The following is a 12737-nucleotide window of genomic DNA, read 5'->3' as shown; positions in this document are numbered from 1 at the left end:
CGTCGAACAGGGCGCCCACGGCGGCGGGCGTGCCCAGGTCGTCGTCCATCGCCGTCACGAACTCGGCGCACGGGGTGCCGAGCGGGACGTCCTCGCCCAGCGCCGCGGCGGCGCGCTCGAGGAACGACTCGATGCGTCGATAGCCGGCAGCCGCCTCCTCGAGGGCCTCGAAGGAGAACTCAACGTGGGAGCGGTAGTGCGCCGCCGCCATGTAGAAGCGCAGCTCGACACCGCGCACGCGCTGCAGGACCGACGGGATGCTGAGGGTGTTGCCGAGCGACTTGCTCATCTTCTCGCCAGCAGTGGTGATCCACGCGTTGTGCATCCAGTACGACGCGAAGGAGCCGCCGGCCGCACGCGACTGGGCCTGCTCGTTCTCGTGGTGCGGGAAGCGCAGGTCGACACCGCCACCGTGGATGTCGAACGCGGGACCGAGGTACTTGCCCGCCATCGCGGAGCACTCGATGTGCCAGCCCGGCCGGCCGCGGCCCCACGGGCTCGGCCACGACGCCGTCTCCGGCTCGGACTCCTTGCGGCCCTTCCAGAGCGCGAAGTCCCGCGGGTCACGCTTGCCACGCGGGTCCGCGTCGGCCGCGGGCTCCATGTCGTCGATGCCCTGGTGGGTCAGCTCGCCGTACGACGACCAGGACCGCACGTCGAAATAGACGTCGCCGGCTGCGGCTGAATCGCTGGGCGCCGGGTAGGCGTGGCCGCGCGCGATCAGTTCCTCGATCAGCACGATGATCTCGGGGACGTGTGCCGTGGCGGCCGGCTCGTACGTAGGCGGAGCGACGTTGAGCGCGGCGTACGCCTTGTCCAGCTCGATCTTCATCGCGTAGGCGAGGTTGTACCAGGGACGACCCTGCTCGGCGGACTTGGCGAGGATCTTGTCGTCGATGTCGGTGATGTTGCGGATGAACGTGACGTCGTACCCGCGAAAACGCAGCCAGCGCTGGAGCACGTCGAAGTTCACGCCCGACCGGACGTGCCCGACGTGGGGCTCGCTCTGGACCGTCAGACCACACACGTACAGACTCGCCTTGCCCGCCTCGAGGGGCACGAAGTCACGCACTTCGCGAGTCGCAGTGTCATAGAGCCGGATGGTCACCGGGCAAGTCTAGGGAAGTCGGGGGATCTGCGACGCATCGTCGGCGGACGCGCCGCTCAGGCGGAGTAGCCTCCGTCGACGTCCAGCTTCTGGCCGGTGATGAACCCGGCGCGGGACGAGGCGAGGAAGCACACGGCTTCGGCGATGTCGGCCGCCGACCCGAAGGTCCGCAGGGGGATGTTGCCGCGGGTGACCTCGAGCGCCCGCTCGTCGAGCTCGCCGGAGGAGATGAGCCGCTCGGCCATCCCGTCGTTCAGCATGCCGGGACCGACGGCGTTGACCCGGACGCCGTACCGCCCCTCCTCGACGGCGAGTCCGCGCACCATCGCCTCGACGGCCGCCTTGGGCGCGGACGAGAGGCCGTCGCGGACCGGGAAGCGCGAGGTCGCGGCCGTCGTGACGGCCGTCAGCGAACCGCGGGACTCCCGCAGGAACGGGAGTGCGGCGTGCGCCACCGCGAAGAAGCCCGCGGCGTCGACGAGCAGCTGGTCCCCCATGGCCGACGGCGCGACCCGGGAGAGGTGGACCATCGGCACGTGCGGCCCGGCGGCGTGGACGACGGTGTGGAGCCCGCTGAGCTCGGCGGCCGCATGGCCGACGACCCGCTTCACCTCCTCGGGGTCCCCCAGGTCCAGTCCGTACGACGCCACGCCCACCTCGACCGGACGGGTCCGGTGGGTGACGGCGACCCGGGCCCCGCGCTCGATCAACATCTCGGCGATCGCGCGGCCGAGACCGCCGGAACCGCCGATGACGAGGGCCCCGCCTTCGAGACCGTGGAAGTCAGCCGTGTTCACGCGGGGGCTCACGCGCTCGCGTTGACGTCGATCGTGTGCCAGCCGGTCGCGCCGTCGGGCAGGACGTCGGCCACCGCACCGGTCTGCGAGTGGCCGGCCTTGTCGACGGCCCGGACCCGGATCTGGTGCTCGCCCTGGTCGAGGTCCACCGTGGTCCGCCACTGCACCCAGGTGTCGATGTTGGGGGTGGCGGCGAGCTCGGTGGGCTTCCACGCGCCGCCGTCGACCTGCACCTCGACGGCGGAGATCCCGGTCTGCTGGAACCACGCGACACCGGCGACGACGACGTCGCCCGCGGGCACGTCGTCGCCGTCGTGGGGAACCTCGATCTTCGAGGCGATCTTGACCGGGCCCTGCTCGGACCAGCCCTTGCTCGTCCAGTAGGCGTCGATCTCGTCGAAGCGGGTGACCTCCATGTCCACGACCCACTTGGTCGCGGACACGTAGCCGTAGAGACCGGGCACGATCGTGCGCACCGGGAAACCGTGCTCGATCAGCAGCGGCTCGCCGTTCATCGCCACCGCCAGCATCGCGTTGCGTTCGTCCATCAGCGCACCCAGCGGCGTGCCGCAGGTCCAGCCGTCCTCGGACGTCTGGAGCACCGCGTCCGCACCTTCCTGCGGTCCGGCCTCGGCGAGGATCGCGGCGAGTCGGACACCGCTCCACCACGCGTTGCCGATCAGGTCGCCGCCGACCTCGTTGGACACGCAGTTGAGCGTGATCCAGTCCTGGGTGATCTCGCGGGACACCAGGTCCTGGTAGCTCAGCGTGATCTCCCGATCGACCATGCCGTGGATCCGCAGCTGCCAGTCGGCCGGCTCGATGGTCGGCTTGATGAACGCCGTGTCGATCAGGTAGAAGTCCTCGCTCGGCGTCTGCCAGAGCGAGACGTTCTCGATGTCGAAGCTGGCGCCGTTGGGGACGTCCGGTGCGGTGATGCCCTCGATCCGCAGCAGCCGACGGCTCTCCTCGGCCCGACGGCGCGCGCTGCCGGCCAGACGTCCGATCAGTCCGCCGAAGGCGGCGAACCCGGCGGTGGCACCGGCGGCGATGAAGAAGTGCCGGCGCGTGTGCATCGGCTCGACGGCCGGTTCGTCGCCGTCGGCGACCATCTCCCAGCGCCGCAGCCACTCCGCCAGGATCGCCAGCGCGACGATCCAGCTGAGCAGGCCCACGACGATCGGTGCGAAGTCGATCGGGCTCGGGGTGGGCTTGGCGAGCACCGCGACCACGGCGACGCCGGCCAGCGCGCAGAAGCCGACCATCGCGGCCCACCAGCGGGTCCGGGCGAGCCGGCCGAGCACCGCGAACGTGACGGCCAGGAACAGCATGATGCCGAGGACGAGGATCTTCTTGTCGTCCTTGTCGAAGGTGTCGATCGCCCACTTCACGACCGACCCGGGCGTCAGGTCGGCGAACCCCTCGGCGACCACGACGACCGGGGATTCCCGTACGTGGAGCAGCGCCGCGGCGGCGTAGCTCAGGGCCAGGCCGACCGCACCGGACAGGATTCCGGCGAAGGCCCACCAACCGCGGGATGTCTTCACAGGGCCGATTGTCCCTCAGGCATGATCAGGGCGTGAACCCAACCGCCAACGGGAGTGTCGCCGCTGCGCTCGCCGGCCTGCGCACCGGCATCGGCACCGACGTCCACCGCCTCGTCCCGCGCACGGCCGACGACGCCCCGATGGCACTGGGCGGACTGCTCTGGCCCGACGAGGACCAGCGCCTCGAGGGGCACTCGGACGCCGATGTCGCCGCCCACGCCGTCTGCGACGCACTGCTCTCGGCCTCGGGCCTCGGCGACCTCGGGAGCAACTTCGGTACGGCGGAGCCGGAGTGGTCCGGCGCGAGCGGAGCCGCCCTGCTCGGCGAGACCCGGCGCCGGGTCGAGGCGGCCGGATTCGCCGTCATCAACGTCGCCGTCCAGGTGATCGGCAACCGCCCGAAGATCGGGCCACGCCGGGCGGAGGCCGAAGCCGCGCTGTCCGGGGTGCTGGGTGCGCCGGTCTCGCTGTCCGCCACCACGACCGACGGGCTGGGCCTGACCGGTCGCGGCGAAGGAGTCGCGGCGATCGCGACCGCCCTGATCACGACGACGGACTGACCAGGACGCCGGCCGCCGGTCCGCCATTCGGCGTCAGGCGGAGGCTGCCGCAGCCTTGCGGTGCCCGACCAGCACGACGCCCTCGACCACCTTGACGTCGTACGCCGGAACGGCGGCGTGGACGTCGTCGAGGCACCGACCGCTGCGCAGGTCGAAGGCGTGCCGATGCGCCGGTGACGCAACGAACGGGGTCTCCCCGCGGCGGCCGACGATGCCCTTCGAGATGCCGCCGATCGCATGCCGCGCGAACGGGTCGTGGTTGCCCAGCGCGTAGACCGCGTCGTCCCCCGTCCGGAAGATGGCGATCGCCTGCCCATGCACGAGCGCGGTCACACCGCGATCGACCTCGAGCTCGGCCATCCGGCAGACCGGCTGCCATTCCTCCACGGCCCCGCGACCTGTCATGCCTGTGAACGTAGGTCGGAGTTGTTCTCGCCAGCGTTTCGCTGTGTAACGGGGAGGAAAACGCTTTCTCCCAGTTGCTCGGCTCCCGGCCGCTGCCCGGCATCCCGATCGGGCTACTCTCGGCCGGTGCCAACAGCTGCAGTGGTCGTGCTCGGCGCCGGGAGCGGCACCCGCGTCGGCGCGGACGTGAACAAGGTGTTGTTGACCCTGCGGGACCGACCGCTGCTGGCCTGGTCCGTCCAGACCGCCCTGTCCGTCCCCGGCGTCGACCCCGTCGTCGTGGTCTGCCGACCGGGCGAGCGCACCACGATCGCCGAGGCACTGGCACCTCACCTCGGGGACCGGGAAGTGCTCCTCATCGACGGCGGCGCCACTCGCCAGGCCTCCGAGCAGGCGGCCCTGGACCTGCTCGCTCCCCGCGTCGCCGCCGGCGAGATCGACGTCATCGCCATCCACGACGGCGCCCGGCCGCTCGCCCGCGCCGACCTGTTCGCGCAGGTCATCACCATTGCCCGGGAGTACGGCGGCGCCGTACCCACGCTCGAACTGGCAGGCCTGTTCCCCCGCTCGGACCGGGCCCTCGTCGGTGTCCAGACACCGCAGGCGTTCCGGGCCGCACCACTGATCGCGGCCTACGCCGCGGCGACAGCGGCCGGCTTCGACGGGACCGACACCGCAGCCGCGTTCGACCGGTTCGCACCCGGCGCAGGCACCATCCGGGCGGTCCCCGCCGGGGCGAGGAACCTCAAGGTCACCTTCGCCGAGGACCTGCCGGTGGCCGAGGCACTGCTCGAGCAGTAGCCGGCCGGCCAATCAGGGCCGTCAGGGCCGGTCGGTCAGGGCGGCCAGGACCGCGATGTCCTCGTCCGAGGACACCCGTCGGGCCTCGGGAGGCGCCTCGACGAACGCGACCCGCTCGTCGCCGTACCGCTCGCGCAGGAGCGCGACCAGCTCGACGAAGTCGGTCGAGGGCAGGTCTCCGCCCTCGCCGAACAGGTCCTCCACGACAGAGGCGGGCAGCACCACCGGCGAGCAGATCGCGACCAGCTGGTCGCGATCGACCGTCTCGCCCAGGGCGCCGTCGTCCACGACCTTGACGGTGTCGGTGACCGGACGGACCCCGACGATGATCCGGTCCTCGACCCCGGCCTTGTCGGCGCAGCGGGCGAGGAAGGCCGGCGGGGTCATCGGGCACAGCGGGTCGTGCAGCAGCACGGCCTCGCCACGCTCGGCGACGAACTCCCACGGCACGCTCTGGTCGATCAGGTCGACCCGCGCCTCGCCTGCGGCCCAGGCGGCGGCAGCGACGAGCGATTCACCATGGATCAGGTGGTACGGCAGGGCGCCCCGGCCCTCGTCGACCACCATCCCCGAGACAGGGGCGTAAATGTCGACGACGTCATACGGATGCGGGTTCATCAGAACCCCACCGTATGACGTCGTCGATTCAGATCGGGGCGGACCCTACGAGGCGAGGACCTCGTCGAGGATCGTCTCGGCCTTGTCCTCGTTGGTGTGCTCAGCGAGCGCGAGCTCGGAGACGAGGATCTGACGAGCCTTGGCGAGCATCCGCTTCTCGCCGGCCGACAGGCCACGGTCACGCTCACGGCGCCACAGGTCGCGGACGACCTCGGCCACCTTCATGACATCGCCACTGTGCAACTTCTCGAGGTTCGCCTTGTAGCGACGCGACCAGTTGGTCGGCTCCTCGACGTGCTCGGCCCGAAGAACGCCGAACACACGGTCCAGGCCTTCCTTGTCCACCACGTCGCGGACCCCGACAAGATCGAGGTTGCAGGCAGGAACCCGGACAACCAGGTCCTGCTGGGCGACGATCCGGAGAACGAGGTACTCCCGAGGTTCCCCCTTGATCGTCCGCATCTCGATGTTTTCGATGACCGCAGCCCCGTGATTGGGGTAGACGACCGTTTCGCCGACGGTGAAAGTCATATGTGAAAAGCCCCTTCCTAGGGTGACCTATGCTACCACGCCCCGGGCCAGTCCCAGAAAGCGTTTGCGCAGGTCAGGGCCGCAATAGCTGGCTTGACAACGGGGGTGAGGTGTGTTCGGCCAGCACGGTTGCCCCGTGAGACAGATCACCTGACCGGGGTACGACGACCCCCCACCGGCCATCGGACCGACATCGATGTGGGACGGACGTTTCGGCGGGCCCGCGCACACGGGGCCGGACCGTGGTCAATACTGCTCGGCATGGCAAAGACGCAGCGTTGGCGACGCGGCCGCCCTGCCGGGGAGGACACCAGCTCTGTGGAGGAGCAGGTCGACCCCGCGGAGGCGTCCGCGCCCGAGGGGACGGCCGCCGAGGTTCCCCTCGAGGCGGACCTCGACGCGGACCCGGATGCGGGCCTCGAACCTGACCTCGACGCAGACCTCGACCCTGACCTCGAGGCCGAGTCGGAGGCAGAGTCGGAGGCAGAGCCGGACCTGGACGACGCCGCACTCGAGGCCGACCTCGATCCCGACGCGGAGACCGGGCTCGACGAGGTTGATGACGCCGAAGCCGACGCCGAGGACGAGGACGACGACTTCTACGGCGGCGTCGTCGAGCCGACCTACGAGCCGGCCACCGGCCTGGTCGGTGTGCTGTTCGGCGGCCGCAATCCCGCCGAGGTCGTCCCGTTGCAGCTCCTGCAGGCGGCGCACGCCAAGCAGGCCATCGGCACCGCTGTCGCGATGGGCCTCGTGGCCGCGATCGCCGGCCGCCCGGCCCGCGAGGCGGGCGTCGTACTCCTCGCCGTCCTGGTCGGCCAGACCATCCTCGGCTGGCACAACGACATCGTCGACCGCCAGCGCGACAAGTCCCACGACCTCAAGGGCAAGCCGCTCGCGATGGGACGCCTCCAGCCCGAGACGGTCTGGTACGCGATCGTGGTGGCGACCTTGCTGCTCGTGCCGTTGTCCATCACCACCGGCATCCGCGCCGGTTGCCTGTACCTCGCAGCGGTCGCCGTCGGGATGCTCGGCAACATCGTGCTCCGCACCGGTTTCTTCTCGTGGTGGTCGTGGGCGGCGTCGTTCGCGCTGCTGCCCGCGTACCTGTCCTATGGCGGCTGGGGAGGCCAGGCCGTCGGCAGTGCCCCCGAGACGTCGATCGTGGTCCTGTCGGCCCTGCTCGGCATCGGCATCCACTTCCTGCGCGCCGTGTGGGGCCTGGTTGCCGACCACGAGGACGGCTGGACCTATCTGCCGCTCAAGCTGGGCCTCAAGCTCGGGGCGACGCGATTGCTGGCCCTCGCCACTCTCTACACAGCGGTGATCACCATCCTGCTCGTCGTGATGGGCGCCAAGGTCGGCCTCAGCCGCTGACCATCAGTCCGAGCCGGACGCCTCGCCGATGCCGGAGACCGCTAGAGTGTGGCCGCTCCCGCGGCGTACGCCACCGGGAGCACCGACCCGGAACCAGGGGCCGTTGCAACGGCCGATGAAGAGAGAGCTGCGGAGGCCTGCCGAGATGCACCACCTGCGCCCGACTGCGATCGCCGGACTGCTGCTGGCCCTCGTGCCCGCCGCCATGACCCTGTCGTCCTGCGGCTTCGACTACCCCACCGACCGCGTCAACACGATCGCTGCCGGTGAGAACAACCGGGAGGCCACGGTCGACGCCCTCGGCATCCGGCTGCTCGCCTCCGCCACCGGCAAGGGCCGCCTGATCGGGTCGCTCGCGAACAACCTCGACAAGGACGCCGCGCTGGACTCGGTGACGTCGCCCGAGGGCAAGGCCACCGCGAAGTTCGAGGCCGTCGAGATCCCCGGCCGCAAGGCGGTCAACCTCGCCGAGGACGCCGTCATCCCCGTGACCGGCGACTTCACCGCCGGCGACGTCGTCACCCTCGAGCTGGGCTTCAGCACCGGCGAGACGGTCAGCCTGAACGTCCCGGTCGTCAAGAACTGCTTCCAGTACACCCAGATCCCGACCGAGGCAGCCGAGGGCGAGGCCGAGGAGTCGGACCACGCCGAGGACGGCGAGGCCGCCGACGCTGCTGCCGAGGAAGAGCACGCCGAGGAGTCGGAGCACGCCGGGGACGAGCACGCGGAGGAGGGCGGCGACGCCCGCTTCAACTGCGCCGACGAAGCCCCCGCTCCGGAGGGCGCTCACTGATGGCGTTCACGCTCATCCTGCTCCGCCACGGCGAGAGCGAATGGAACGCGAAGAACCTCTTCACCGGCTGGGTCGACGTTGCCCTGACCGACAAGGGCCGCGCCGAGGCCGTCCGTGGCGGCGAGCTGCTGAAGGAAGCCGGCCTGCTGCCGGACGTCCTCCACACCTCGCTGCAGCGCCGGGCGATCAACACCGCTGCGCTCGCCCTCGACGCCGCCGACCGGCACTGGATCCCCGTCCGCCGCTCCTGGCGCCTCAACGAGCGCCACTACGGCGACCTGCAGGGCAAGGACAAGGCGCAGGTCCGCGAGCAGTACGGCGAGGACCAGTTCATGCTCTGGCGCCGCTCGTTCGACATCCCGCCGCCGCCGCTGGACGACAGCAGCGAGTTCTCACAGTCCGCCGACCCCCGGTACGCCGACCTCGGCGATGAGCTGCCGCGCACCGAGTGCCTCAAGGACGTCATCACCCGCCTGCTCCCCTACTGGGATGCCGGGATCGTGCCGGACCTCCGGGCCGGCAACACCGTCCTGGTCGCTGCCCACGGCAACAGCCTGCGCGCGATCGTGAAGCACCTGGACCAGATCAGCGACACCGACATCGCCGGGCTCAACATCCCCACGGGCATGCCGCTGGTCTACGAGCTCGACGAGACCACCCTCGCGCCGACCGTTCCTGGCGGGCGCTACCTCGACCCCGAAGCGGCTGCAGCTGCTGCGGCGGCCGTGGCCAACCAGGGCCGCTGACCAGAGACACCACAGTCCGATTTCGACGGACCCTTGCCGTTCGGGTCCACACACGCCGTCAGACTGATTCAATCTGACGGTGCTCCGACGCCTGCTCTCCGCCATCGTCCTGTCCCTGCCCCTCGTGGCGGCCGGACTGGTGCCGCTCGCACCGGCGCGCGCCGAAGGCACGCCTGCGGAGACTGGCATCTACCTGGATGGCAGGTCGACGCTCATCCACTACGGCGAGTCCGACTCGTTGAACGTCAGGGTCATCAGCGAAACCGGAGTGCCGCCCGACGGCACGGTGTCCGTCGAGATCGACGGCCAACGCATCGGCGGAGGCACGCTGAGTCCCACGCCGGACGACATCCCCGCCAGCGAGGCCGTCGTCCCCTTGCCACTGCTGGAGCCGGGCGACTACGAGTTCGTCCTCTCCTACGCCGGCAACGAACGGTTCGCCCCGTCGACCTACACCTACGACATCTGGGTGGACAAGACCCCTTCGGCACTGGCCCTGGCCACGACACCCGAGTGGATCTGGGCAGGCGAGCGCGTCACGCTCACCGCCACGGTCGACACCCCGTTTGCAACGGCGGCGGATGCGGCCACGCCCAGCGGAACGGTGACCTTCCGCTACAACCACACGAACCTCGCGGTCCGCCCCGTCGGGCCTGACGGCACGGCAACCCTGACCACGACCGACCTCCCGGCCGGGCTGGTTGACTTGGTGATGATCTACTCGGGCGACAGCCGCTACGACGGGGACTACCTGGCCCGCGACCTCGAGGTCCACCAGGTCGCGACCACCACGGAGCTGTCGGTCACCCCGGCCCCGGCGACGTACGGCGACAACGTACGGATCGAGGCCGTCGTGCGCGCCGACGTGACTGCCCTGGGAGCGCCGACGTCGGGTTCGGTCACGTTCCGGATCGATGGCCACAGCGTGGAGGTGCCGGTGACACCGGTCGGCAATCCGGGCGACGGCGTCTCCTCCGCCGTGCTGGAGAGGGCAGACCTGGCCGTCGGGACCCACACGGTCGGCGCCCGCTTCACCGGGACCGCCGCCTTCGTACCCAGCACCGCCGCCAACCCTGGCCCTCTCGTCGTCACGCGTCGTACGACGACGCTCACCGCGGCGCCGGTCTTCCTCGGCCTGAACCCGTGGCTGCTGCCCAAGGCAGTCCTGCGCGCAACACTGACCGGCAACGGCCGGCCGGTGGCGGGCTACCCCGTCACCTTCACCACCGGCAAGACCCTGCTCTGCACCGCCACGACGGACGCCCAGGGCGTCGCGACGTGCGATGCCAATGCCCAGCGGCTCGGGCTGACCCTCAACGGCGGCTACGTCGCCGCTTACTCCGGAGACGCGAACAACACAGCCTCGTCGGCACGTGGCAACCTCATCGGCTGAGGTCGCACACCGGGCTTCACCGGCTGGCCGGCGAACCTCACCTGTCGGCCAACACCCCGTCGGCCACGACAGCCAGCATCGCGTTCGCTGCCACCGGGTCGAGATCGCTGTTGTCGACGACCGCGGCGACGCCACCCACGAGTCGGCACAGCTGCATGGCGTCGACGTCGCGGCGCATCGAGCCCTCGGCGGCCAGCGCATCGATGACCCGCTGGTTCGCGTCGAGGTAGGTCCGGCACTTCGCCGCGAAGGGTGAGCCCTCGTCACCCAGCGCGCTGGTGATCCGCCACGCAGCGCCCTTGTGACGGGTGAGGAACTCGACGTACGCATCGAACCACGCGAGCAGCCGGTCGCGCGGACTGCCCTCGCCGGCCAGTGACTTCGCCGCCGCGGCATTCACCGTCTCGACCCAGGCCTGGATGGCGGCGTCGTACAGGGCCTCCTTGGTCGGGAAGTGTCGGTAGAGCGTCCCGACTCCGACCCCGGCGGTCTTGGCGACCTCATCCATCGACACGGCGTCGTAGCCCTTCTCGCGGAAGAGCTGACGGGCGATGTCCGCGATGTGCTCACGGTTGCGGACGGCATCGGCGCGCAACGAGTTCACCTTTTTCCTTGCTAAACGGAGACACCCTCCGTATCGTGGAAGAGCAACCGGAGTCACCCTCCGCTAAAGAGTACCCCGGTCACCCCGACCAGAACAGGACATCACCCTTGTCTTCCACCACGCTCTCCCCAGCGGCGCCGCGGTCCACCGACCGCACGACGTCCGCCGGCATCTCCATCGTTCTGCTCGCCCAGCTGATGCTGGTCCTCGACTCCGCCGTCATGAACGTCGGACTCCCCCACATCGCCACCGACCTCAACTTCGGCCCCGCGTCCCTGTCGTGGGTCCTCAACGGCTACGCGCTGGCCTTCGGTGGGCTGCTGCTCCTCGGCGGGCGGCTCGGCGACGTCTTCGGCCGACTCACGGTCTTCTGGGCCGGTCTCGCCGTCTTCACCCTCTTCTCGTTGCTCGGCGGCCTCGCCACCGAACCGTGGATGCTCGTGACGGCCCGCGCCCTCCAGGGCGTCGGCGCCGCCGTCGCCGCACCGTCCGTCCTCGCCCTGATCACCACCACCGCCCGCGACGAGACCGCCCGCAACCGCGGGCTGGCCCTGTTCACCGCCGTCTCCTCGGGTGGCGCCGCGCTCGGCATGCTGCTGGGCGGCGTCCTCACTGACCTGCTGTCGTGGCGCTGGACCCTCTTCATCAACGTGCCGATCGGGATCGCGGTCCTGCTCACCGTGCGTCGGTACGTCGCCGACACTCCCCGTCGCCCGGGCCGCTTCGACGTCGTGGGTGCCGTGAGCGCCACCGGCGCTGCGGTCGCCCTCGTGTGGACCCTGATCAAGGCGCCCGAGCAAGGCTGGGGATCCGCTGCGACCATCGCCGGGCTCGCCCTCGCCGCCCTCCTCGCGATCGTCCTGGTCCTCACCGAGACCCGTCACAGCCACCCGCTCCTGCGCCTGGACCTGCTGCGCAGCCGCTCCCGTGTGGCCACCCTCGTCACCATGGCCGGCCTGTACGGCGGCATGCTGGCCACGTTCTTCCTGATGGTGCAGTACTTCGAGGAGGACCTCGGCTACGGACCGCTGCAGACCGGCTTCGCGTTCCTGCCGATCCCGCTGAGCGTGTTCACCATGTCGCGGATCACCCCACGACTGGTCGCCCGCTTCCGGCAGCCGCCGATCATCGTCGCGGGCGCCACCGGCACGCTCACCAGCTTCATCTTCCTCCTCCAGATCGACTCCACGACGAACTACTGGACCGGCATCTTCCCGGCCCTGCTCCTGATGGGCCTGAGCATGGGCGGCAGCTTCATGCCGATCACCTCGCTCGCGCTGCTCGGCGTCGAGCCCGAGCACGCCGGTGCGGCCTCCGGCCTGCTGCAGACCATGCAGCAGCTGGGCGGCGCGGTGGGCCTGGCCGTGGTCGCGTCGGTCTACGCCTCACACAACGTTCCCGGGGACTTCCTGGCCGGGGCACACGCCGGGTTCGCCGCGGCCGCGATCATCGCCGCG

Annotated in this window: 14 protein-coding genes; 7 read left to right on the top strand and 7 right to left on the bottom strand. The window is 70.4% G+C overall.

Features of this window, described 5'->3' with window-relative positions:
• From cysS to ACOADB_RS22465, 3 genes are all read right to left on the bottom strand, one after another.
• The coding region (gene cysS / locus ACOADB_RS22475; protein ID WP_378603901.1) for a cysteine--tRNA ligase at nt 1–1108 on the bottom strand (1108 nt) is incomplete at its 3' end.
• Nucleotides 1109–1164: 56 nt separating this feature from the next.
• Nucleotides 1165–1917: an SDR family NAD(P)-dependent oxidoreductase gene (locus ACOADB_RS22470; RefSeq protein ID WP_378603870.1), complete on the bottom strand. Its 753-nt coding sequence runs from the start codon at nt 1915–1917 to the stop codon at nt 1165–1167.
• Nucleotides 1914–3452: a molybdopterin-dependent oxidoreductase gene (locus ACOADB_RS22465; protein ID WP_378603867.1), complete on the bottom strand. Its 1539-nt coding sequence runs from the start codon at nt 3450–3452 to the stop codon at nt 1914–1916. The genes ACOADB_RS22470 and ACOADB_RS22465 overlap by 4 nt, the downstream gene beginning before the upstream one ends.
• 32 nt (nt 3453–3484) lie before the next feature.
• Between ACOADB_RS22465 and ispF the strand changes: the two genes are divergently transcribed.
• Nucleotides 3485–4012 carry a 2-C-methyl-D-erythritol 2,4-cyclodiphosphate synthase gene (gene ispF, locus ACOADB_RS22460; protein ID WP_378603864.1) on the top strand — a complete coding sequence of 176 codons (528 nt, stop codon included), beginning with the start codon at nt 3485–3487 and terminating at the stop codon, nt 4010–4012.
• Between the two features lie 33 nt (nt 4013–4045).
• On the opposite strand, the gene nirD is transcribed toward ispF, so the two are convergent.
• The gene (gene nirD / locus ACOADB_RS22455) at nt 4046–4417 is read right to left on the bottom strand and encodes a nitrite reductase small subunit NirD (RefSeq protein ID WP_378603861.1); all 372 of its coding nucleotides are present in this window, start codon (nt 4415–4417) and stop codon (nt 4046–4048) included.
• A gap of 126 nt (nt 4418–4543) precedes the next feature.
• Here nirD and ACOADB_RS22450 point away from each other — a divergent pair, with 126 nt between their 5' ends.
• Complete coding sequence (locus ACOADB_RS22450; RefSeq protein ID WP_378603858.1) at nt 4544–5218, top strand: IspD/TarI family cytidylyltransferase; 675 nt, start codon at nt 4544–4546, stop codon at nt 5216–5218.
• Nucleotides 5219–5239: 21 nt separating this feature from the next.
• Here the strand turns inward: ACOADB_RS22450 and ACOADB_RS22445 are convergent, their stop codons facing one another.
• Nucleotides 5240–5836, bottom strand: coding sequence for a 2-C-methyl-D-erythritol 4-phosphate cytidylyltransferase (locus tag ACOADB_RS22445; protein WP_378603855.1), 597 nt, complete (start codon nt 5834–5836; stop codon nt 5240–5242).
• A gap of 45 nt (nt 5837–5881) precedes the next feature.
• Nucleotides 5882–6367, bottom strand: coding sequence for a CarD family transcriptional regulator (locus ACOADB_RS22440; RefSeq protein ID WP_182377685.1), 486 nt, complete (start codon nt 6365–6367; stop codon nt 5882–5884).
• Between the two features lie 261 nt (nt 6368–6628).
• Between ACOADB_RS22440 and ACOADB_RS22435 the strand changes: the two genes are divergently transcribed.
• From ACOADB_RS22435 to ACOADB_RS22420, 4 genes are all read left to right on the top strand, one after another.
• Nucleotides 6629–7744, top strand: a complete 1116-nt coding sequence (locus tag ACOADB_RS22435; RefSeq protein ID WP_378603852.1) for a UbiA family prenyltransferase — start codon at nt 6629–6631, stop codon at nt 7742–7744.
• Between the two features lie 115 nt (nt 7745–7859).
• Nucleotides 7860–8537: a hypothetical protein gene (locus ACOADB_RS22430; protein ID WP_378603849.1), complete on the top strand. Its 678-nt coding sequence runs from the start codon at nt 7860–7862 to the stop codon at nt 8535–8537.
• The gene (locus ACOADB_RS22425; RefSeq protein ID WP_378603846.1) at nt 8537–9283 is read left to right on the top strand and encodes a phosphoglyceromutase; all 747 of its coding nucleotides are present in this window, start codon (nt 8537–8539) and stop codon (nt 9281–9283) included. Before ACOADB_RS22430 ends, ACOADB_RS22425 begins: the two co-directional genes overlap by 1 nt.
• A 79-nt stretch (nt 9284–9362) precedes the next feature.
• Nucleotides 9363–10676 (top strand): Ig-like domain repeat protein, encoded by a 1314-nt coding sequence (locus ACOADB_RS22420; RefSeq protein WP_378603844.1) that lies wholly within the window; start codon nt 9363–9365, stop codon nt 10674–10676.
• A 37-nt stretch (nt 10677–10713) separates the two neighbouring features.
• On the opposite strand, the gene ACOADB_RS22415 is transcribed toward ACOADB_RS22420, so the two are convergent.
• Nucleotides 10714–11280 carry a TetR/AcrR family transcriptional regulator gene (locus ACOADB_RS22415; protein WP_378603842.1) on the bottom strand — a complete coding sequence of 189 codons (567 nt, stop codon included), beginning with the start codon at nt 11278–11280 and terminating at the stop codon, nt 10714–10716.
• 107 nt (nt 11281–11387) lie between these two features.
• Here ACOADB_RS22415 and ACOADB_RS22410 point away from each other — a divergent pair.
• A partial coding sequence (locus tag ACOADB_RS22410) for an MFS transporter (protein ID WP_378603839.1) occupies nt 11388–12737 on the top strand: 1350 nt, incomplete at its 3' end.

The organism is Nocardioides sp. CPCC 206348 (assembly GCF_048654705.1).
GTDB lineage: Bacteria > Actinomycetota > Actinomycetes > Propionibacteriales > Nocardioidaceae > Nocardioides.
Note: the sequence above shows the minus strand (reverse complement) of the source record. Positions and strands in the feature narration are given on the sequence as shown.

Coding starts and splice junctions, on each gene's coding strand:
- nirD (WP_378603861.1), bottom strand. CDS start 4,417: ATGACAGGTCGCGGGGCCGTGGAGGAATGGCAGCCGGTCTGCCGGATG.
- ACOADB_RS22445 (WP_378603855.1), bottom strand. CDS start 5,836: ATGAACCCGCATCCGTATGACGTCGTCGACATTTACGCCCCTGTCTCG.
- ACOADB_RS22440 (WP_182377685.1), bottom strand. CDS start 6,367: ATGACTTTCACCGTCGGCGAAACGGTCGTCTACCCCAATCACGGGGCT.
- ACOADB_RS22435 (WP_378603852.1), top strand. CDS start 6,629: ATGGCAAAGACGCAGCGTTGGCGACGCGGCCGCCCTGCCGGGGAGGAC.
- ACOADB_RS22430 (WP_378603849.1), top strand. CDS start 7,860: ATGAAGAGAGAGCTGCGGAGGCCTGCCGAGATGCACCACCTGCGCCCG.
- ACOADB_RS22425 (WP_378603846.1), top strand. CDS start 8,537: ATGGCGTTCACGCTCATCCTGCTCCGCCACGGCGAGAGCGAATGGAAC.